Source organism: Pseudomonas sp. AC172 (genome assembly GCF_979258595.1).
The window spans coordinates 5,730,510-5,751,537 of the sequence record NZ_OZ409868.1; the positions used below are offsets into that span (position 1 = coordinate 5,730,510).

Annotated in this window: 15 protein-coding genes; 7 read left to right on the top strand and 8 right to left on the bottom strand. The window is 59.4% G+C overall.

From position 1 onward, the window contains the following. Positions 1–333: 333 nt before the first annotated feature. The 5 genes from ntrC to glnA all read right to left on the bottom strand — a co-directional run bounded on the left by ntrC (position 334) and on the right by glnA (position 5,833). Positions 334–1,770, bottom strand: a complete 1,437-nt coding sequence (gene ntrC / locus ACZ0A4_RS25935) for a nitrogen regulation protein NR(I) (protein WP_007909238.1) — start codon at positions 1,768–1,770, stop codon at positions 334–336. Next, positions 1,767–2,852: a nitrogen regulation protein NR(II) gene (gene glnL, locus ACZ0A4_RS25940; RefSeq protein WP_064117045.1), complete on the bottom strand. Its 1,086-nt coding sequence runs from the start codon at positions 2,850–2,852 to the stop codon at positions 1,767–1,769. Before glnL ends, ntrC begins: the two co-directional genes overlap by 4 nt. Before the next feature lie 231 nt (positions 2,853–3,083). Next, positions 3,084–3,707 (bottom strand): DUF4124 domain-containing protein, encoded by a 624-nt coding sequence (locus ACZ0A4_RS25945; RefSeq protein ID WP_463576819.1) that lies wholly within the window; start codon positions 3,705–3,707, stop codon positions 3,084–3,086. Further along, positions 3,704–4,216, bottom strand: coding sequence for a DUF4124 domain-containing protein (locus ACZ0A4_RS25950; protein WP_463576820.1), 513 nt, complete (start codon positions 4,214–4,216; stop codon positions 3,704–3,706). The genes ACZ0A4_RS25945 and ACZ0A4_RS25950 overlap by 4 nt, the downstream gene beginning before the upstream one ends. A gap of 210 nt (positions 4,217–4,426) precedes the next feature. Beyond that, positions 4,427–5,833, bottom strand: coding sequence for a type I glutamate--ammonia ligase (gene glnA / locus ACZ0A4_RS25955; protein WP_007909254.1), 1,407 nt, complete (start codon positions 5,831–5,833; stop codon positions 4,427–4,429). Positions 5,834–6,161: 328 nt separating this feature from the next. Between glnA and thiI the strand changes: the two genes are divergently transcribed. Both thiI and typA read left to right on the top strand, forming a co-directional pair. After that, positions 6,162–7,616, top strand: coding sequence for a tRNA uracil 4-sulfurtransferase ThiI (thiI, locus tag ACZ0A4_RS25960; protein WP_463576821.1), 1,455 nt, complete (start codon positions 6,162–6,164; stop codon positions 7,614–7,616). A 139-nt stretch (positions 7,617–7,755) separates the two neighbouring features. Beyond that, a complete protein-coding gene (typA, locus tag ACZ0A4_RS25965; RefSeq protein ID WP_016985747.1) occupies positions 7,756–9,576 on the top strand; it encodes a translational GTPase TypA in 1,821 nt (606 codons plus the stop codon). Between the two features lie 343 nt (positions 9,577–9,919). Here typA and ACZ0A4_RS25970 read toward each other — a convergent pair whose 3' ends face one another. Continuing rightward, positions 9,920–10,357: a YkgJ family cysteine cluster protein gene (locus tag ACZ0A4_RS25970; RefSeq protein ID WP_038359983.1), complete on the bottom strand. Its 438-nt coding sequence runs from the start codon at positions 10,355–10,357 to the stop codon at positions 9,920–9,922. A gap of 260 nt (positions 10,358–10,617) precedes the next feature. Between ACZ0A4_RS25970 and ACZ0A4_RS25975 the strand changes: the two genes are divergently transcribed. From ACZ0A4_RS25975 to ACZ0A4_RS25995, 5 genes are all read left to right on the top strand, one after another. Next, positions 10,618–13,068, top strand: coding sequence for a glycogen/starch/alpha-glucan phosphorylase (locus ACZ0A4_RS25975; protein WP_397480757.1), 2,451 nt, complete (start codon positions 10,618–10,620; stop codon positions 13,066–13,068). 254 nt (positions 13,069–13,322) lie between these two features. After that, positions 13,323–16,907 (top strand): DUF2339 domain-containing protein, encoded by a 3,585-nt coding sequence (locus ACZ0A4_RS25980; RefSeq protein WP_463576822.1) that lies wholly within the window; start codon positions 13,323–13,325, stop codon positions 16,905–16,907. After that, positions 16,904–18,268, top strand: coding sequence for a DUF3999 domain-containing protein (locus ACZ0A4_RS25985; RefSeq protein WP_463576823.1), 1,365 nt, complete (start codon positions 16,904–16,906; stop codon positions 18,266–18,268). The genes ACZ0A4_RS25980 and ACZ0A4_RS25985 overlap by 4 nt, the downstream gene beginning before the upstream one ends. Before the next feature lie 340 nt (positions 18,269–18,608). Next, positions 18,609–19,619, top strand: a complete 1,011-nt coding sequence (locus ACZ0A4_RS25990; protein ID WP_008080580.1) for a class 1 fructose-bisphosphatase — start codon at positions 18,609–18,611, stop codon at positions 19,617–19,619. Between the two features lie 3 nt (positions 19,620–19,622). Further along, a complete protein-coding gene (locus tag ACZ0A4_RS25995) occupies positions 19,623–20,225 on the top strand; it encodes a DUF924 family protein (protein ID WP_463576824.1) in 603 nt (200 codons plus the stop codon). Position 20,226: 1 nt separating this feature from the next. Here the strand turns inward: ACZ0A4_RS25995 and ACZ0A4_RS26000 are convergent, their stop codons facing one another. Next, positions 20,227–20,559, bottom strand: coding sequence for a type II toxin-antitoxin system RelE/ParE family toxin (locus ACZ0A4_RS26000; protein WP_463576825.1), 333 nt, complete (start codon positions 20,557–20,559; stop codon positions 20,227–20,229). Beyond that, positions 20,556–20,828 carry a type II toxin-antitoxin system Phd/YefM family antitoxin gene (locus ACZ0A4_RS26005; RefSeq protein ID WP_095120753.1) on the bottom strand — a complete coding sequence of 91 codons (273 nt, stop codon included), beginning with the start codon at positions 20,826–20,828 and terminating at the stop codon, positions 20,556–20,558. The genes ACZ0A4_RS26000 and ACZ0A4_RS26005 overlap by 4 nt, the downstream gene beginning before the upstream one ends. Between the last annotated feature and the right edge of the window lie 200 nt (positions 20,829–21,028).

Below are 21,028 nucleotides of genomic sequence, written 5' to 3' on the forward strand. Positions count from 1 at the left end.
AATGCTGATCGGAAACGCGAAAGCCCCGGGGTTCGGGGCTTTCGTGTTTTTGGAAAGTGGTTTTTTTGGTGTTGTCGGAAGCGAGTGGGGGATCCGGCTGTGCTCAATCGCGGGTCATCGTGCATTGATGCGGTGCACAGTGGCCCTCACCCTAACCCTCTCCCAGAGGGGGAGGGGACTGACCGCGGGGTTTGTGAGAAATACGCCGACGTGAAATACCGAGTCGAACTCAGATTTTGAGAATTGCACGAATCGGCTCCCTTTCCCCCTCTCCCACTGGGGGGAGAGGGGGATGGATCCTGAGTACACAACCATCTTCAAGCGAACAAACCGTTAACCCTCATCCCCCTCATCATCATCGCCACCATCAACCTTCATCCCCAATTCCTTGATCTTGCGCGTCAGGGTATTACGCCCCCAACCCAGCAAAACCGCCGCATCACGCCGACGCCCGGCGGTGTGTTTCAGGGCAGTCTCGATCATGATCCGCTCAAACGCCGGCACCGCACTGTCGAGCAGGCTCGACTGGCCGCGCGCCAAGGCCTGATCCGCCCACTGGCGCAGCGCCTGCTCCCAGTTGGTCACTGGCGCCGAGTCTTGCGGCAGGTTCAGCAGTTCTGGCGGCAGGTCGCTGATGTGCACTTCGCGCCCGGACGCCATCACGGTGATCCAGCGGCACGTGTTCTCCAGCTGACGCACGTTACCGCCCCACGGCAGGTTCTTCAGGTATTCCTCGGTCTCGCTCTTCAGCAGCTTCGGCTCCACCGCCAGTTCTTGCGCGGCGCGGCTGAGGAAGTGCTTGGCCAGGGTCGGGATGTCTTCACGACGATCCGAGAGGCGCGGGATGTGGATGCGGATCACGTTGAGGCGATGGAACAAGTCCTCACGGAATTTGCCAGCGTGCACCAGGGTTTCCAGATTCTGGTGCGTCGCGGCGATGATCCGTACGTCGACCTTGACCGGCACATGCCCGCCCACGCGATAGAACTCGCCATCCGCCAAAACTCGCAGCAAACGGGTTTGCGTATCTGCCGGCATGTCGCCGATTTCGTCGAGGAACAGCGTGCCGCCGTCAGCCTGCTCAAAACGGCCGCGACGCAGATTCGCCGCGCCGGTGAACGCGCCTTTCTCATGGCCGAACAGCTCGGATTCCATCAGATCCTTGGGGATCGCCGCCATGTTCAGCGCGATGAATGGCGAGGCCGCGCGCGGGCTGTGGCGGTGCAGGGCGTGGGCGACCAGTTCTTTACCGGTGCCGGATTCGCCGTTGATCAGCACGGTGATGTTGGAATGGCTCAAGCGGCCGATGGCGCGAAACACTTCCTGCATCGCCGGCGCTTCGCCGATGATTTCCGGGGTGCGGGTCAGTGCCGGCACGACTTCCAGGCCTTGCTGCTCTTGTGCGTGCTGATTGGCGCGCTTGACCAGCGATACCGCTTCATCAACGTCGAACGGTTTTGGCAGGTACTCGAAGGCGCCGCCCTGATAGGAGGCGACAGCGCTGTCCAGATCGGAATGAGCGGTCATGATGATGACCGGCAACCGTGGATGCTGTTCGCGAATCCGCGCCAGGAGGTCCAGACCGCTGGCACCGGGCATGCGGATGTCGGAGATGATCACATCAGGCTGCTGACGGGCCAGGCGACTCATCACGCCGTCGGCGCTGTCGAAGCTCTGGGTGGTCATGCCTTCCTGCTGCAAGGCCTTTTCCAGAACCCAACGGATAGAACGGTCGTCATCGACGATCCATACGGTTTCACTACGGCTCATGTCGATGTGGCTCCTTGTTCCAGTGGCAGAAAGATCGAGAACGTGGTGTGGCCTGGATGGCTGTCACACTCGATCAGACCCTGGTGCTGGCTGATGATGTTCTGGGTAATGGCCAGACCGAGCCCGGTACCGTCCGGGCGTCCGCTGACCATGGGAAAGAAAATGGTTTCCTGAAGTTCCGCCGGGATCCCGGGACCGTTGTCGATGATCTCGATCTTGGTCACCAGGCGATGGCGGATGTGGCCGATGGTGAACTGGCGCATCGCGCGGGTGCGCAGGCTGATGCGGCCCAGGCGCAGCTCGTTCTGGCTGCTGATCGCCTGCATCGCGTTGCGCACGATGTTCAACACGGCTTGAATCATTTGCTCGCGATCGATCAACACGTCGGGAATGCTTGGGTCGTAATCGCGCACCAAGGTGATGCAGCCCTGACTTTCCGCTTCAACCAGTTGGCAGACGCGCTCCAGTACTTCGTGGACGTTGCACATCGCCAGCGAAGGCAGCTTGTTCGAGCCGAGCATGCGGTCGACCAGATTGCGCAGGCGGTCGGCTTCTTCAATGATCACGTTGGTGTAGTCGCGCAGGCTGTCTTCCGGCAGCTCGCGAGCGAGCAATTGCGCAGCGCCACGGATGCCGCCGAGCGGGTTCTTGATCTCGTGGGCGAGGCCGCGCACCAGCATCTTGCTGGTTTCCTGCTTGGACAGCTGCGCCTCTTCCTTGGTGATCCGCAGCAGGCGGTCACGCGGGTGGACTTCCAGCAGAAGCATGGTCGCGCCGTTGCTGAGGATTGGCGTCACCGCGTAATCAACGGTCAACGTCTGGCCGGTGAGGGCAGTGAGCATCGCTTCGCGCTTGGTGAACGGGTGCGCCTGCTCTACCGCTTGGCGCAACGAATTCAGCGCTTCTGTGGATTCAGTGAACAGCTCGCTGATGAACTGCCCATGGCTGCGCTGCCCGCTGATGGCGAGCAGCATCTCCGCCGCCGGGTTCATGTACTCGAGGCGCAATTCGGCGTCGAGCAGGATGGTGGCGGTGGTCAGGTTGTCGAGCAGCAAACGGTGGATTGCGTCGCTAATGGTCATCGGAGCCTCTTTTGGGGGCGGAGCGTGCGCAACAAGCAAGCGTCGGTATCGGGAAAATGCAAAAACCAAACCAAGGCTCTGAAAAGAAGCGTTCAACGCCTGAAACAGGCGTTTGACGCTCGTTTGCGTGGCACATGGCCTGCTCTGGCGGGTAGTTTCGAACCAAAATGGGTTGGAATGTGAGTACAGTGCAGGCCATTGCACCAATATAGTGCGCAAAGCTGAACGACGTTAGAAGAAACGCAGAAAGGGATTTTTCGGCTCGGGCGGTTTGTCTTTCAAGGGGCATTCCGGGCGTACGCCGTAGTCGTCGGCGACGCAGGGTTTGACCTGGCGTTTCTGCGCGAGGGAAATGCGCAGCATGTGGAATGGCTGGTTGGCAGTGCGCTCGACGGTGCGACCCTCCATGTCGAGGATTTCAACCGAGAGATTGTGGCTGCCGCGATCAACGTTGTTCAGCGGGAAAACCGGGCTCAGGCCGGGTTCGCCGGTGGCTTGGCCGTCCAGTAACAGGCGATAGCGGTGGCCGCGTTGCAGGCCCGGTTCGCTGGTGACACTGACGATAATTTCCCCGGCGCTGCTGCGAATGGTTGCGTCGGGTTCGGGCACCAGAATCCGCAGCATGTCGTAATGGAAGGGCGGTTGTTCGACGGTTTTTTTCGCGGTGGTGATCGGCGCGGCGGCGGTCGGGTTGGCCGACATGCGGTTACTGGTGGCGATCGGCACTCGCTTGGCATTGCCGCGCGGTTGGTCGGTGTAGACGCGATTGCCTTGCGCGTTGGTATAAGTGAAGACCTCGGCTGAGGTTTGCAGCGACATCAGCGCCGACAGGACGACCAACCACGCGCGGATCATGGCTTGTGCACCCGCTGCACGCTAAGGGCGACGGGTGGGCTCTGCTGGATGATCGTCTGTCCGTCGATCACCTGCACCGCGAGTCGGTGTTCGCCGCGATCGACGTTCACCAGTTGCAGGATCGGCACATTGCTGGGCTGGCCATAAGGCATATCATCCAGGACTAGTCTCAATTGATGTGGTGGTTGCAGGCGCGGCTTGATCAGCACCTGGACGGTGAACGTGCCGTTATTGGCGCGCAGGGCTTCTTCGCTGGGGAGGCCGGCGAGTTCGAGAATGTCGTAGGCGTTGCGCGCAGGTTCACGGTTGGCGGTTTCGGGCGCGGGTGGTGCGCTGGGCGCCTGAGGCTCGACCCGATTGAGCGGCGGCAATTCCACCGGTTGTGCCTGCACGCCGTCCGGCGAGTGATCGCTGTACACCGTGTTGCCGTTGGCATCGGTGTACTTGTAGATCTGCGCCGCGGCGGGCAGGGCGATCAGCAGTAGAATGTAGAGAAAGGTGCGACCCATGAAATCGACCGGGATTGAAAGCGATGGGGTGCAGCATAGGCCAGGTGCGGCGGTTGGCCCAACTTGGTAAACATCTGGTAACGCCCTCACCCTAACCCTCTCCCTCTGGGAGAGGGTTAGGGTTAGGGTGAGGGTTTTTTGATCTGCAATAAAAAAGGCCTCCCGAAGGAGGCCTCTTTTTGTCACGCCGAGAAACGCGGCGCTACCGGATCAGCAGCTGTAGTACAGCTCATATTCCAGTGGGTGTACGAAGGTGCGAACCTTGATTTCTTCTTCCGATTTCAGCGCGATGTAAGCGTCGATGAAGTCGTCGGAGAACACGCCGCCCTTGGTCAGGAACGCGCGGCCCTTGTCCAGCTCTTCCAGGGCTTCTTTCAGGCTGCCGCAAACTTGCGGGATCTCTTTCGCCTCTTCAGGCGGCAGGTCGTACAGGTTTTTGTCAGCAGCGTCGCCTGGGTGGATCTTGTTCTGGATACCGTCCAGACCGGCCATCAGCAGTGCTGCGAAGGCCAGGTACGGGTTGGCAGCCGGATCCGGGAAACGTGCTTCGATACGGCGGGCTTTCGGGCTCGACACGTAAGGAATACGGATCGAAGCGGAACGGTTGCGAGCCGAGTAGGCCAGCATTACCGGAGCTTCGAAGCCTGGTACCAGACGCTTGTAGGAGTTGGTCGCCGGGTTGGTGAAGCCGTTCAGGGCCTTACCGTGCTTGATGATGCCGCCGATGAAGTACAGAGCGGTATCGGACAGGCCGGCATAGCCTTCGCCTGCGAAGGTGTTCTTGCCGTCTTTCCAGATCGACATGTGTACGTGCATGCCCGAACCGTTGTCGCCGTACAGTGGCTTCGGCATGAAGGTCGCGGTGCGGCCGTAAGCGTCAGCAACGTTGTGCACAACGTACTTCAGGGTTTGGGTTTCGTCGGCTTTCTTCACCAGGGTGTTGAACTTGACGCCGATTTCGTTCTGGCCGGCAGTCGCCACTTCGTGGTGGTGAACTTCAACGGTCAGGCCCATTTCTTCCAGTGCGTTGCACATGGAGGTACGGATTTCGTGGTCGTGGTCGAACGGTGGAACCGGGAAGTAGCCGCCTTTGACGCCTGGACGGTGACCCTTGTTGCCGCCTTCGATGTCCTGGTCGGACATCCACGAACCTTGCTCGGAGTAGATCTTGAACATCGAGCCGGAAATGTCCGACTTGAATTTCACCGAGTCAAAGATGAAGAACTCAGGCTCAGGACCAGCGAACACGGTGTCACCGATACCGGTGGCTTTCAGGTGTTCTTCGGCGCGCTTGGCGATCGCACGTGGGTCGCGGTCGTAGCCTTGCATGCTCGAAGGTTCGATGATGTCGCACACCAGGATCAGGGTGGCGTCTTCGGTGAACGGGTCGAGAACGGCCGTTTCGTCAACCGGCATCAGGATCATGTCGGAGGCTTCGATGCCTTTCCAGCCAGCAATGGAGGAACCGTCGAACATCTTGCCGACTTCGAAGAAGTCTTCATCCAGCGCATCGCGAGCCGGCATGGTCACGTGGTGCTGAGTGCCTTTGGTGTCCGTGAAGCGCAGATCAATCCACTTGACGTCATGATCTTTGATGAGTTGAACCGTCTTCGACATATGTCCTCCGGGTGGCTTCGGGCTTGGTAGTGGATGCCCTTGAATTTGGGTGATGCCGGCGCGAATACTCTGCCAAGGCAACCTGCCTCACAAGGGAGCAAATTGCATGCCAGTGCCCCAGCATGGGTTTTTTGCCCCAAATTCACGCTTATAAAGGTGCAAAGCGCCTGAATGCGGAAAATCTCGCCCTTTAATGTAGCGCTATAAATCGAAAATGACCCGTTTTGGTGCATGCAAAACCTTCTGCACATTAACTGGTTAAACCTTGAGCAATTTCCGCTATAATCCGCGCCCCCCTTTTTCGGCTGGCCGTTCGCGCGCTGTTTTCATGAAACTAATCGTAAAAGTCTTCCCCGAGATCACCATCAAAAGCCGACCTGTCCGGACGAAGTTCATCCGCCAGTTGGCCAAGAACATCCGCACCGTGCTCCGCGACCTGGACCCGGCCGTGGTGGTGAACGGTGTGTGGGACAATCTCGAGCTGGAAACCCGCGTTACCGACGCCAAAGCCTTGAAAGAGATGGGTGAGCGCTTGACCTGCATGCCGGGCATCGCGCACTTTCTGCAGATCGACGAGTACCCTCTGGGCGACTTCGACGACATCACCGATAAGTGCAAACAGCACTACGGCGCTGCACTGGCCGGGAAGATTTTCTCGGTGCGCTGCAAGCGTGCCGGCAAGCACGCGTTCAGCTCGATGGACGTCGAAAAATACGTCGGCAGCAAGCTGCGCCGTGAGTGCGGTGCCGCCGGTATCGACCTGAAAGCGCCGGAGATCGAAGTCCGTATCGAAGTTCGCGACAAACGGTTGTTCGTCATTCACAGCCAGCACAATGGTATCGGCGGCTACCCGCTCGGCGCTCTGGAGCAGACGCTGGTATTGATGTCCGGCGGCTTTGACTCGACCGTTGCGGCTTACCAGATCATTCGTCGCGGCCTGATGACGCACTTCTGCTTCTTCAATCTGGGCGGTCGTGCCCACGAATTGGGTGTAATGGAAGTCGCGCATTTCATCTGGAAGAAGTACGGCAGCTCGCAACGCGTGCTATTTGTCAGTGTTCCGTTCGAAGAAGTGTTGGGCGAAATTCTCGGCAAAGTCGATAACAGTCATATGGGCGTCGTATTGAAGCGTATGATGTTGCGCGCGGCGTCCAACATCGCCGAACGTCTGCAGATCGAGGCGCTGGTCACCGGCGAGGCGATCTCCCAGGTGTCGAGCCAGACACTGCCGAACCTGTCGGTGATCGACTGCGTGACCGACAAACTGGTCCTGCGTCCGCTGATCGTGGCGCACAAGCAGGACATCATCGACACCGCCAACGAGATCGGCACCGCCGATTTCGCCCGGCACATGCCGGAATACTGCGGGGTCATTTCGGTCAACCCGAAGACCGCCGCCAAGCGCGGGCGTGTTGAACACGAAGAGAAAGAATTCGACATGGCAGTGCTCGAGCGTGCGCTCGAAAACGCCAAGCTGGTGCCGATCGATCGGGTGATCGACGAATTGGGCCAGGACGTACAGATTGAAGAAGTCAGCGAAGCACTGGCCGGCCAGATCGTGATCGACATCCGTCACCCGGATGCCGCCGAGGATGAGCCGCTGGAACTCGCTGGCGTAGAAGTACAGACGATGCCGTTCTACGCAGTGAACGCTCGTTTCAAGGAGCTGGATCCGACTCGCCAGTACCTGCTGTATTGCGACAAAGGCGTGATGAGTCGCCTGCATGCTCACCATTTGCTCAGTGAGGGGCATGCCAATGTGCGCGTTTATCGACCGAGCTAAGTGCCCGGGGCTGTTTGCCTGTGGCCTGCGTCACCGGCCCCCCGACACCGCCGTCAAGCTGTAACGGCCATGCCGGACACTACTGCTAATCGCTGCCAAGACTTGTCAGCAAACCGAATCCTCTGATCGAGATACACAAGTGATCGAAAATCTACGCAACATCGCCATCATTGCCCACGTTGACCATGGTAAAACCACCCTGGTAGACAAACTCCTGCGTCAATCCGGCACTCTGGAGCGCAACGAGCTCAACGACGAGCGCGTGATGGACTCCAACGACCAGGAAAAAGAGCGCGGTATTACCATTCTGGCGAAAAACACCGCCATCAACTGGAACGGCTACCACATCAACATCGTGGACACCCCGGGCCACGCCGACTTCGGCGGCGAAGTTGAACGCGTAATGTCGATGGTTGACTCCGTTCTGCTGCTGGTTGACGCTCAAGACGGCCCTATGCCGCAAACCCGTTTCGTGACCAAGAAGGCTTTCGAAGCCGGCCTGCGTCCAATCGTGGTGATCAACAAGGTTGACCGTCCAGGCGCGCGTCCGGACTGGGTTCTGGACCAGATCTTCGACCTGTTCGACAACCTCGGTGCTACCGAAGAACAACTGGACTTCCAGGTTGTTTACGCCTCGGCCCTGAACGGCATTGCCGGTCTGGATCACACCGCCATGGCTGAAGACATGACCCCGCTGTACCAAGCGGTAGTCGACCACGTTCCGCCTCCGGCCGTTGACCGTGACGGTGCGTTCCAGATGCAGATCTCCGCTCTGGACTACAACAGCTTCCTGGGTGTTATCGGCGTTGGCCGTATCGCCCGTGGCCGCGTCAAGCCGAACACCCCGGTTGTAGCGATCGGTGCTGACGGCAAGCGCCGTAACGGCCGTATCCTGAAACTGATGGGTCACCACGGTCTGCACCGCATCGACGTTGAAGAAGCTGCAGCAGGCGATATCGTTTGCATCAGCGGTATGGACTCGCTGTTCATCTCCGACACCCTGTGCCACCCGGACACTGTCGAGGCGATGAAGCCTCTGACCGTTGACGAGCCAACCGTTTCGATGACCTTCCAGGTAAACGACTCGCCATTCTGCGGTAAAGAAGGCAAGTTCGTGACGTCCCGTAACATCAAGGACCGTCTGGACAAAGAGCTGCTGTACAACGTTGCACTGCGCGTTGAAGAAGGCGACACCGCTGACAAGTTCAAGGTTTCCGGCCGTGGTGAGCTGCACCTCTCGGTACTGATCGAAACCATGCGTCGCGAAGGCTTCGAGCTGGCCCTGGGCCGTCCTGAAGTGATCATTCGTGAAGTTGACGGCGTCAAGCAAGAGCCGTTCGAAAACGTCACCATCGACATCCCTGAAGAAGCTCAGGGCAAGGTCATGGAAGAGATGGGTCTGCGTAAAGGCGACCTGAGCAACATGGTGCCGGATGGCAAGGGCCGTGTTCGTCTGGAATACAACATCCCTGCTCGCGGTCTGATCGGTTTCCGTAACCAGTTCCTGACCCTGACCAACGGTGCTGGCATCCTGACCTCGATCTTCGATCGTTACGACACCGTCAAGTCGGGCCACATGTCCGGCCGTCAGAACGGCGTTCTGGTTTCGGTTGAAACCGGCAAGGCACTGACCTACTCGCTGGAAACCCTGCAGGCTCGTGGCAAGCTGTTCGTAGAACACGGCCAGGAGATCTACAACGGTCAAATCGTTGGTCAGAACAGCCGCGACAACGACCTGGGTGTAAACCCGACCAAAGGCAAGAAGCTCGACAACATGCGTGCTTCGGGTAAAGACGAAACCATCGCTCTGGTTCCACCAGTGAAGTTCACTCTGGAACAGGCTCTGGAATACATCCAGGAAGACGAGCTGTGCGAAGTTACTCCTAAGTCCATCCGTCTTCGCAAGAAGATCCTGGACGAAAGCGAGCGTACCCGCGCTGCCAAGAAAGCCAAGAACTGAGTCATTAGTTCCGGCTGAATGAAAACGCCCCCGGTCGAGAGACCGGGGGCGTTTTTGTTTGTCTGGAGGAAATGCAGGTTGGGTCTTGATGATCAAGAGCCCCTCACCCTAGCCCTCCCGAAACGTCGGACCGCCCGTAGGGAGAGGGGACTGAATGGGGGATATTCGTGAGATGCACCGACTTGCAAGAATTCTGCTGAATCCATAATCGATTTGGTGGGGCTTTATCGAATCCATAATCGACTGGGTGTTTCGGGTCGATGTATGGCGCCAGACACCTCGGTCGGCTCCCTCTCCCTCCGGGAGAGGGCTGGGCGGGCGGCGTTCCGATGAGGGTAAGCTTTTAAAACTTCTCGATTGCGCGGAAATTCTGCTCGCGCACCACTTCCTTCGGCTTATACGCGCAATACCCCGGTCGCGGCCCGATCTTCGGGTGATTGCGGCAGGTATCCGGGCGCTTGTCATAAATGGTGCACAGCCGGCTCTTACGATCCAGGTAGTAGCAATCGTTGTTGCTCATGCGCTGCAGGGTAAAGATGCCGGACTTCTGATTGAAGCGCTCGACCAGGCCTTCCTTTTGCAGACGCTTGGCGATGTTCTTCGGCGGGTCGCCGAGTTCGAACTCGTCGACCACACCGATGCGCACCAGATCCTTGATCTTCACCTCAACCGGCAGCGTGCAGCAGCTGGACACGCAGGAACCGCACATCGGGGCTGAGTATTTTGCCCACGTATCGAGACGATCGATCTCGGCGGCGGCAATCAGGTTGGGCTTCATCATCGGGAGTTACCAGGCGTGTGTGCATCAGGGCGCGCGATCATACCGGGACTGGTGGATTTTTGAACAACCTTTCGCCAGATTTTTTCTGCATACAGGCACATTGCCGGACAATTCGGCACGGCCCCTGCATTCATTAGCTCACTCGCCAAGGTAATGCCGGGCTATCTCACAGTCTCGGGAAAAACTGCCGAACCAGAGCCGCTACCGTCGGTCAGACCGTCTAGGCTCAGACAATTCCCCGCTCGCTCGAGGTCCTATCGATGACTCAAGAACCACTAGTTCGCGAAGCAGAGGTGGCCGCATTCCGCGACGCCGTCCTGACCAAACTCACCTACGCGGTGGGCAAAGACCCCGATCACGCCTTCGATCATGACTGGTTCGAAGCCATCGCGTTAGCTGCGCGCGATCACATGGTAGAGCACTGGATGGACCACACCCGGCAGATCTACCGCAAAGGCCAGAAACGGGTGTATTACCTCTCGCTGGAATTTCTCATCGGCCGTTTGCTCTACGACAGCCTGAGCAATCTTGGTCTGCTCGACGTCGCCCGTGAAGCGTTGACCGAACTCGGCGTTGATCTGGAACGCATCCGTTTGCTGGAGCCCGACGCCGCGCTTGGCAACGGCGGCCTCGGTCGTCTGGCGGCGTGCTTCATGGAGAGCATGTCGACCCTCGGCATCGCCGGCCACGGTTACGGCATTCGTTATGAACATGGCTTGTTCCGCCAGGCCATCGTCGATGGCTGGCAGCAGGAGCAGACCGAGCACTGGCTGGATTTCGGCAACCCGTGGGAGTTTGAACGGCCGGAAGTCGTCTACTCCATCGGCTTCGGCGGCAGCGTTGAAACCGTCACCGATGTTTCCGGCAAATCCAAACAAGTCTGGTCGCCGGCGGAAACTGTCCGCGCGATTGCCTACGACACGCCGGTGGTCGGCTGGCGCGGGGCGAGCGTCAACACCTTGCGACTGTGGCGTGCCCGCGCCATGGAAGACTTGCACCTGGAGCGCTTCAACGCCGGTGACCACTTGGGCGCCGTCGCCGAAGTGGCCCGCGCCGAAAGTATCTCCCGCGTCCTCTACCCGGCGGACAGCACCGAAGCGGGGCAGGAACTGCGCTTGCGCCAGGAATACTTCTTTGTCGCCGCGTCGCTGCAGGATCTGCTGCGCCGTCACCGCAACATGCACACCTCGGTGTTGACCCTGGGCGATCACGCGGCAATCCAGCTCAACGACACCCACCCCTCGATTGCCGTCGCCGAATTGATGCGCCAACTGGTCGACGTCTACGACGTAGCGTGGGATGCGGCATGGCAAGTTACCGTCGACACGCTGTCGTACACCAACCACACACTGCTGCCGGAGGCGCTGGAGACCTGGCCGGTGGGCCTGATGGAACGCATGCTGCCACGGCACATGCAGATCATTTACCTGATCAATGCCCAGCACATTGATTCGCTGCGGGCCAAGGGCATTCACGATTTCGACGTGCTGCGCGCGGTGTCGCTGATCGAGGAAGACAACGGTCGACGCGTGCGCATGGGTAACCTCGCGTTCCTTGGTTCGCATAGCGTCAATGGCGTGTCCGGGTTGCACACGCAGTTGATGCGTAAAACCGTGTTCGCCGAACTGCACAAGCTCTACCCGGAGCGGATCAACAACAAAACCAACGGCATCACGTTCCGCCGCTGGCTGTATCAGGCCAACTCGGAACTGACCTCGATGCTGGTCGATGCGCTCGGCCCGGATTTGTTGGATAACCCTGAAGAGCGCTTGCTCGATCTCGAACCGTTCGCCGAGAAACCCGCATTCCGCAAAGCCTTCGCCGAGCAACGGCTGCACAGCAAAAAGGCGCTGGCCTATCTGATTCATGAACGCTTGGGCATCGCGGTCAACCCGGCGGCGATGTTCGACGTGCAGGTCAAACGGATACACGAATACAAACGCCAGTTGCTCAACCTGCTGCACACCGTGGCGTTGTATCAGGCGATTCGCGCCGAGCCGGAAGTCGACTGGGTGCCACGGGTGAAAATCTTCGCCGGCAAAGCGGCGGCGAGTTATCACCAGGCCAAGCTGATCATCAAGCTGACTAACGACATCGCCCGGGTGGTAAATAACGACCCGACCGTGCGCGGCCTGCTGAAAGTGGTGTTCCTGCCCAACTACAACGTCAGTCTGGCGGAGAGCATCATTCCGGCGGCGGACTTGTCCGAGCAGATTTCCACTGCCGGGTTCGAGGCGTCGGGCACCAGTAACATGAAGTTCGGCCTTAACGGCGCACTGACCATCGGCACGCTGGACGGCGCCAACGTCGAGATGTGCGAGCGTATCGGTGCCGAGCACATGTTTATCTTCGGTCTCAGCGCGCAGCAGGTTGAAGCGCGTAAACAGAACCACGAGTTCAGCGCCTTGCCGGACATCGCCGCGTCCCATCGTTTGAACGATGTGTTGCAAGCGATCCGCAGTGGGGTGTTCTCGCCGGACGACACTTCGCGCTATACCGGGTTGATCGACTCGCTGGTGGATTACGACCGCTTCCTGGTCTGCGCCGATTTCGACTCGTATTGGGAAGCGCAGAAACGCGTTGAGGCGCATTGGCACGACTCGAACAACTGGTGGCGCTCGGCGGTGCTCAACACGGCGCGGATGGGCTGGTTCTCTTCGGACCGGACGATTCGCGAGTACGCCACGGATATCTGGAAAGCGCTGGAGTAACTTTCCACTACAAATGTGCGCAAGGCCCAACGTTTGTTGGGCCGGATCGATATACTGAGCGCCGGTTACCGGATGCTCCAGTCACCACCGATCCAATGTGGGAGCGAGCCTGCTCGCGAAGCGGTTGTCATGTTAAACAGAAATGTTGGCTGACAAACCGCTTTCGCGAGCGGGCTCGCTCCCACTGGGTTTGTGCCTAGACTGAAGCAATCGCCGGACTTGCCCTGTCTTGGGGCTGCTTAGGGATATCGACCATGCAATGGATGTTCATGTTGATCGGGCTGGTGCTCGGCTGGCTGCTCGACGAGTCGTTCAGCGATGCGCTGTTGGGCGCATTGCTGGGGCTGGTGATCGGACAGACGATCCGCATCGCGCGGCTGGGCTCGCAGGCGATGGAGCAGCAACGTCAACTTGAGCAGGCGAAGGTCGCTTTGCAGGGCGTCGAACAGCGCCTGTTTCTGCTCGAAGGTGCACCGGTTCGTTCCGCGTCGCCACCGACCGCGTCGCCAGTGACCGAGCCCGTCGTTGAGCCGGTCAAAGTCGCCGAAGAAGCCCCGGCCCCCGAACTGGTCTGGGAACTGCCGCCCGAACTCGAACCGATTTCCGCCGTCGCCAGTGAAACCAGTCAACCACTGCCTGCTGATGTGTGGCGCCTCGACGCCGTCACGCCCGAGCCGTCAAAACCCGCCGAACCTCGTGGCCCGAACCTGATCGAACGCGGCATCAGTGCTGCGCGTAACTGGCTGTTCGGCGGCAACACCGTACTGCGCGTTGGCGTGGTGTTGTTGTTCTTCGGTCTGGCGTTCCTGCTGCGCTACGCCACCGAAGGCATGGTCGTGCCGATCGAATTGCGTTACGCCGGTGTCGCGGCCGCGGCGTTGGGCCTGCTCGCGCTGGGCTGGTGGCTACGCCGGCGCAACAGCAATTACGCGTTAATGCTGCAAGGCACAGGGATCGCGGTGTTGTACCTGACGGTGTTTGCGGCGATGCGTCTGCATCCGTTGCTTGATCCATCGGCCGCGCTCGGCCTGCTGGTGGCGGTCACTGTTTTCTCGGCGATCCTCGCCATCACTCAAGATGCTTTAGGGCTTGCCGCAGCGGCGGCGCTGGGCGGTTTTGCCGCGCCGATCCTGACCTCGACCGGCGCGGGCAACCACGTCGCGCTGTTCGGATATTTCGCGCTGCTCAACGCCGGCATTCTCGCCATCGCCTGGTTCAAGGCCTGGCGTCTGCTCAACCTGATCGGCTTCGTCGGCACCTTCGGTATCGGCTTCGCCTGGGGCCTGCGTTCGTATGCGCCGGAGCTGTTGTGGAGCACTGAACCGTTCCTGATTCTGTTCTTGCTGATGTACCTCGCCATCGGCTTGTTGTTCGCTCGGCGCAAACTGCTCGATATGCCCGATGCCCCGGCGGAGGGCGATCGCGAGGCGCTGCTGCACTGGTCGGCGCGCAAAGGCGATTATGTCGACGGGACGATGCTGTTCGGTCCGCCGATCATTGGCTTCGGTTTGCAGTTTGCGCTGGTGCAGCATCTGGAATTTGCCGCCGCGCTCAGTGCGCTGGCGCTGGGCATGATCTACATGACGCTGGCCAAGGTGTTGATGGGCGGGCGCGCGGTGCTGCTGGGTGAAACCTGTCTGGCGCTCGGGGTTATTTTTACCAGTCTGGCCATTCCGCTGGGGCTGGATGCACGGTGGACCTCGGCAGCGTGGGCGGTGGAAGGCGCGGGGATTTTCTGGCTCGGTTTGCGTCAGCATCGGCCGTTTGCCCGGGCCTTTGCCTTGCTGCTGCAACTGGGTTCCGCGTTAGCTTTCCTCGGTCAGTTGCGGGTGGGCGAAAGCAGTCTGCTCGACGGTGCGCCGCTGGGCGCGTTGATGCTCGGGATTGCGTTGCTGTTCAGCTTCTATCAATTGCGCAAGGCCGCGCCGGAACAGGCATCACCTTGGGAGCGTCAAGGCTTGCCGGTGTTGGCCTGTCTGGGCCTGACCTTCCTCTATCTGCTGGCGCCGCTGTTCTTCTTCGTCCAGGCCACGGCAATCAGTTGGGCGCTGGCCGGGTTGGCGACTCTGTTTGTCGGTCTGCGGATTCAATCGCGCACGTTTCTGTTCAGCGCGTTTGCCGTGCAGTTGCTGGGTGGCGCGTTGTTTCTGTTGCGTCTGCAAGGTGCGGGCGAGGACTCGACGGCGGTGTTCAATGCCGGTTGGAGCGGTTTGTTCAGTGCGTCGTTAATCGGTCTGGCATTGATCGCCGGCATGCTGTTGGCGGCTCGCGATGAAATGGTGCATGGCGATTTGCGTCTGCGGCGCGGTCTGTCGGTGGTACTGCTCGCCGGGTTGATGCTGATCAATCTGGCAGTGCTGTTTGTGCTGCCGTGGCAAACGGCGAGTGCAGTGTGGGCCGCGAGTGGTTTGCTGATCATCTGGTTGAGCCTGTACCTCAAGCAGCGCGTGAGTTTTGTCTTCGGTTTGTTGTTGCAGGTGATCGGCGGCGCGGCGTTTTTGCTGGCCGGTCCCGAGTTGCTCGGACCGTTGTCCAGCGAAGGTTTGAAACCGTTGGCCCATGGCGGATTCTGGACGCCGCTGGTGCTCGGACTGGCCGCAATGATCGGTGCGTGGCGCCTGCAACTGGGCAATCACGCCTCGGCATTCGATGCGTTGAGCTTGCAGCGTTTGTCAGAAGTGTTGCTGGTGTGGGGCGCCGGTTGGTGGGCGTTGGCGTGGGTCAGCGAGGTGCTGCGTTTTGCGTCGCCGAATCTGCAAGGTACGTTGTTGCTGTTGGTCGCAGCGTTCAGTGTTGCGCTGTGGACGCTGTTATCGCTGCGCTTGAAATGGCCGGCGCTGGGTTTGCTCTGTACGTTGTTGATTCCGGTGGCTGTTCTTGTGCTGCTCGGCGCCTGGCATTCGCGTTATCACCCGGCGGCCGATTTCGGCTGGCTGGCGTGGGCAACGGTATTCGCCGTGCATTTCTTCAGTCTGCGACGCTTGGCGCCGATGCTGCCCGTGCGGGCCTTGAGCACGGCGCATGTGCTCGGCTGCTGGCTGCTGATCGGCGTGCTGGCACTGGAAATGCGCTACGGCCTGCTGCTGTTGTCCGAGCAATACAACGCCTGGCGTTGGCTGGGCTGGGCGATTCTGCCGAGCGTCTATCTGTTGCTGGCGGCGGCACCGCGCACCTGGCCGTGGCCGGTTGCAGCGTTTGCCCGCGAGTACCGCTTGTACGCCGCCGCGCCGCTGGCGGTGCTGATGCTCGCGTGGTTCTGGCTGGCAAATGGAATCAGCGATGGTAATGCCGAGCCACTTCCTTACGTGCCGCTGCTCAATCCATTAGAGTTGGGTTTGCTGTTCGCATTGTTCGGCGTCTATGTCTGGTCGCGCAGTGTGATTTCGCAGTTGTCCATCCGTCAGGACTACGCCGATTACGCCACGCAACTGATCGCCGGAGTTTCGCTGTTCGCCTTCTGCACAGCGTTGGTTACTCGCGCCGCGCACCATTGGGCCGGGATCCCGTTCGAGCTGGATACGCTGCTCGCCTCGATGCTGGTGCAGGCTGGATTGTCGATCGTCTGGACGCTCATGGCGCTCGGGCTGATGATCGGCGGCCACCTGCGCCATCGCCGCGAGGTCTGGCTGATCGGCGCGGCGCTGATTGCACTGGTGGTGGCCAAACTGATTTTTGTCGAATTGAGCAACCGTGGCGGCCTCGCCCGGATCGTCTCGTTTATCGGCGTTGGTGTATTGCTGCTGGTGGTTGGCTATTTCGCACCGCTGCCGCCCAAACGCGCTGAAGCTGAACCGGCGGCGGACAAACCGGCCCCGAACACCGAAGGAGTTTCATCTTGAGTCGCATGCGAAATCTGGGTTGGTTGGCGTTGGGCGTGATGCTGGCGGCCAGCGCCCAGGAAAAACCGGCAGACTTTGCCACGCAGGTGCCGCTGGCGGTCAGCGGCAACGGCCCGTGGTATCGCCTCGAATTGCCGCTGAACGTGCAATTGCAGGCGCGCCAGACCGATCTCAGTGATCTGCGTGTGTTCAACGCCGCCGGTGAACCGCAGGCTTACGCCTTGGCACGCGAATCGGCACAGACCCGCGATGACGGTCAGTTGCACGAGGTGAAGTGGTTCCCGCTGTACAACGCCGCCGACGCCAGCGAACGCGCGCCGAACGTGCGCGTGCAATCGACCACCAACGGCACGCTGGTCGAAGTGCAGCCGTCCAGCCAGTTGGAGGCGGGTGAAGAAGTGCTGCGTGGCTGGCTGCTGGATGCGAGCGCGATCAAGGCGCCGTTGCAGCAATTGATCCTCGACTGGACCAGCGAACGCGATGGCTTCCAGCGCTTCAGCATCGAGGCCAGCGATGACTTGCAGCACTGGCAGCCGTGGGGCGAAGGTCAGGTGGCGCGCCTGACCTTTTCCGATGAGCGCATCGAGCAGCATGAAGTGACGTTGCCGGGGCAATCGGCGCGCTATGTGCGGTTGCTGTGGGAGTCGCCGAATTCGGCGCCGATTCTGACGGCGGCACAATTGAAAAGCACTGACCCGCGCAACGTTCCGCTGCCGTTGGTCTGGTCACAGGCACTGGCCGGCAATAGCAGCAAGGCCGGGGAATACACCTGGCAATTGCCGATGGGGCTGAATGTCGAGCGGGTGCAGGTCGAAATCAAACAACCGAACAGTCTGGCGCCGGTGACATTGGCGGGTCGGCGCGAAAGCAGTTTGCCGTGGCAGACGCTGAGCAGTGGTTTGCTCTATCGCCTGACCCAGAATAATCAGGACGTGCAGCAGAACGAATTGCAGCTCTACGGGCAGACGGTGCAGCAATTGAAGCTGACGGTGGATGAGCGCGGCGGTGGTCTGGGCGAGCAGGCGCCAAGCGTGAAATACGCGGTGCGCGCGACGCAGGTGATCTTCCTGGCGCGGGGGGAGGGGCCTTACAGTTTGGCGTTGGGCAATTCGAGCGTTAAAACGGCGAATCTGCCGTTGGCGACGCTGATTCCGGGTTTCAAACCGGAGAAACTGGCGGCGTTGGGCAAGGCCGCTGTTCAGGGTGAGGCGGTTGTTACGCAGACTTCTACGGCTACCACGGCGGCGGTGGCCGAGACCAACTGGAAGAAGATTGGTTTGTGGGCCGTGTTGTTGCTGAGCGTGGTTTTTCTCGGGGCGATGGCGTTCAGCTTGTTGCGCAAGCCTCCGACCAATACCTGAGAATGGCTGGCGCTGCGTGCCATTCGCGAGCAGGCTCGCTCCCACACTGGATCTTCAGTGGGCGCCAACTTTGTGTTCACTCAAATTCCCTGTAGGAGCGAGCCTGCTCGCGAAAGCGGTCTCTTAATCAATACATATCCCAAACCGCTCACCTCATTCTGGTTACCTTCGTCCGATTTCCAACTACGCTAAACCCGCTACCTGAACTCTCCACCCACATTCACGTCTCATGCAGGCAAATACTCCCCAACGCATGTTACCGGGCGTCTTCGCTCGCTACGTTTTCAGACTCCCTGTAAACTGCGCGGGTTTTTAGCCCCCCATTCCACCGGAGCCGTCCATGTCCCGCGTTACCCTGAGTCGCTATTTGATTGAGCAGACCCGCAGCAATAACACTCCTGCCGATCTGCGTTTCCTGATCGAAGTGGTGGCGCGTGCCTGCAAGGAGATCAACCACGCCGTTTCCAAAGGCGCCCTGGGTGGTGTTCTGGGCAGCATGGGCACCGAAAACGTTCAGGGCGAAGTGCAGAAGAAGCTCGACGTGATCTCCAACGAGATCCTGCTCGAAGCCAACGAATGGGGCGGTCACCTGGCCGGCATGGCGTCCGAAGAAATGGACAATGCCTACCAGATCCCGGGCAAATACCCGAAAGGCGCGTACCTGCTGGTATTCGACCCACTGGACGGTTCGTCGAACATCGACATCAACGCCCCGGTCGGTACCATTTTCTCGGTACTGCGTTGCCCGAACGAATACCTGAGCCAGAACGAGCCGCTGAACGAGAAAGCGTTCCTGCAGCCAGGCACCCAGCAGGTTGCCGCCGGTTACGCGATCTACGGCCCGCAAACCATGCTGATCCTGACCTTGGGCGACGGCGTCAAAGGCTTCACCCTGGACCGTGAAATGGGCAGCTTCGTGCTGACTCACGAAAACATCACCATTCCTGAATCGACCCAGGAATTCGCCATCAACATGTCCAACCAGCGTCACTGGGAAGCTCCGGTACAACGCTACGTCGGCGAGTTGCTGGCCGGTGAAGAAGGTCCGCTGAAAAAGAACTACAACATGCGTTGGGTCGCGGCGATGGTTGCCGACGTGCACCGTATCCTGACCCGTGGCGGTCTGTTCATGTACCCGCGCGACAGCCGTGAGCCATCCAAGCCAGGCAAACTGCGTCTGATGTACGAAGCCAACCCGATGTCGTTCCTGGTGGAACAAGCGGGCGGCGCGTCCACCGACGGTCACCAGCGCATTCTCGACATCCAGCCGGAAGGCCTGCACCAGCGCGTTGCGGTGTTCCTCGGCTCGAAAGAAGAAGTCGCCCGCGCTACGGCCTACCACAAGGAATAAACCATGACTGCGCCCTGGCAGCCGTTGCTCGACTGGTGGTTCGGACATGCCGAATCACCGGATGAGATATCGGCTGACAAGGGCAAGTTGTGGTTCGGTAAGCGAGATAGCCAAGACCTCGAAGCGCGGACGCGTTTCGGGGTCTTTGTCGATCAGGCCCTGGTCGGCGAATTGACCGAGTGGACGCAACGTCCCGAAGGTTGGTTGGCCGTGGTGCTATTGCTCGATCAACTGCCGCGAATGATCTTTCGCGACACCCCCAAAGCCTTCTCCGGTGATCTGCGCGCGCAGAAGCTCGTCGCCCAAGGCATTGCTGCGGATTTCGATCGGCAGTTGAAACCGATCCAGCGTGTGTTCATTTATCTGGTGTTCGAACACTGCGAAAACCTCGCGGTGCAGAATGAGGCGGTTTCCAGATTTATTGAGCTGGTGGCTGAACAGCCGGAAGGTGAGCGGGCGGTGTTTGCCGACAATCTGGATTATGCCGAGCGGCATCAAAAGGTGATCGCGCGGTTTGGCCGGTTTCCGCATCGCAATGCGGTGTTGGGGCGGGAGTCTACGGCGGAGGAGTTGGTGTTTCTCGGTGAGCCTGGATCACGGTTCTAAATCAAGGATTGCCTCGTAGAAGCCGTTTCATCAACAGTGCCGGCAGGCTTTTTCGCGTATCGACAATGATATGGATGAAAACCGTTCTTTCTCGCACCTCATAAATAATCCGGTTCATTCCCAAAACAATCTGGCGGTATTGGCCGAGATTGAGCTTTTCGATTTCTTCGGGGATTGATCCTGAATAGGGCAGATCGGCGAGGCCGAGAATCGCAGTCTTGAGATCGGCATAAGTGCTTTGCCAAATTTGCAACGAGAACCGTCTGACGAGGTAGGTGCGAAGTTCTTTGAGATCTGCTTGTGCGGACTGGAGAATAACGACCTTTAAACTCATTGATGATCGGCCTTGTCCATTTCGGCAAACACATCTTCAGCATCACTGAACTTGCCTTCTTCGATCTCCCGATTACCCATCGCCAACAGTTTCAGCAAAGCCATTGTGCCTTCTTGCTCTTCAAAGCTTTTGACATCCATAACCACTAGCTTGGCTTCACCGTTTTGAGTGATTACCAGCGGCTCGCGACTTTCTGTGATTGATTTGACGATTTCGGCCGTGTGGCTTTTCAGGTAACTGATCGGTTTGATTTGCGATGAAAGCTTCATGATTGAACCCCGCCAAATTGAACAGGACTGAGTTTAGTCCTAATTCAGTCCAGCGTCAGTGCGAGCTGACCAACGTGTTCCAATTTCCACATTTCTTCGTCTCTGATGTCGCCTTCGCGAGAAAACTCGGCTCCTACAGTGGATCTGTGAACGATACAGAACCATTGTAGGAGCGAGCTTGCTCGCGAAGGGGCCAGAAG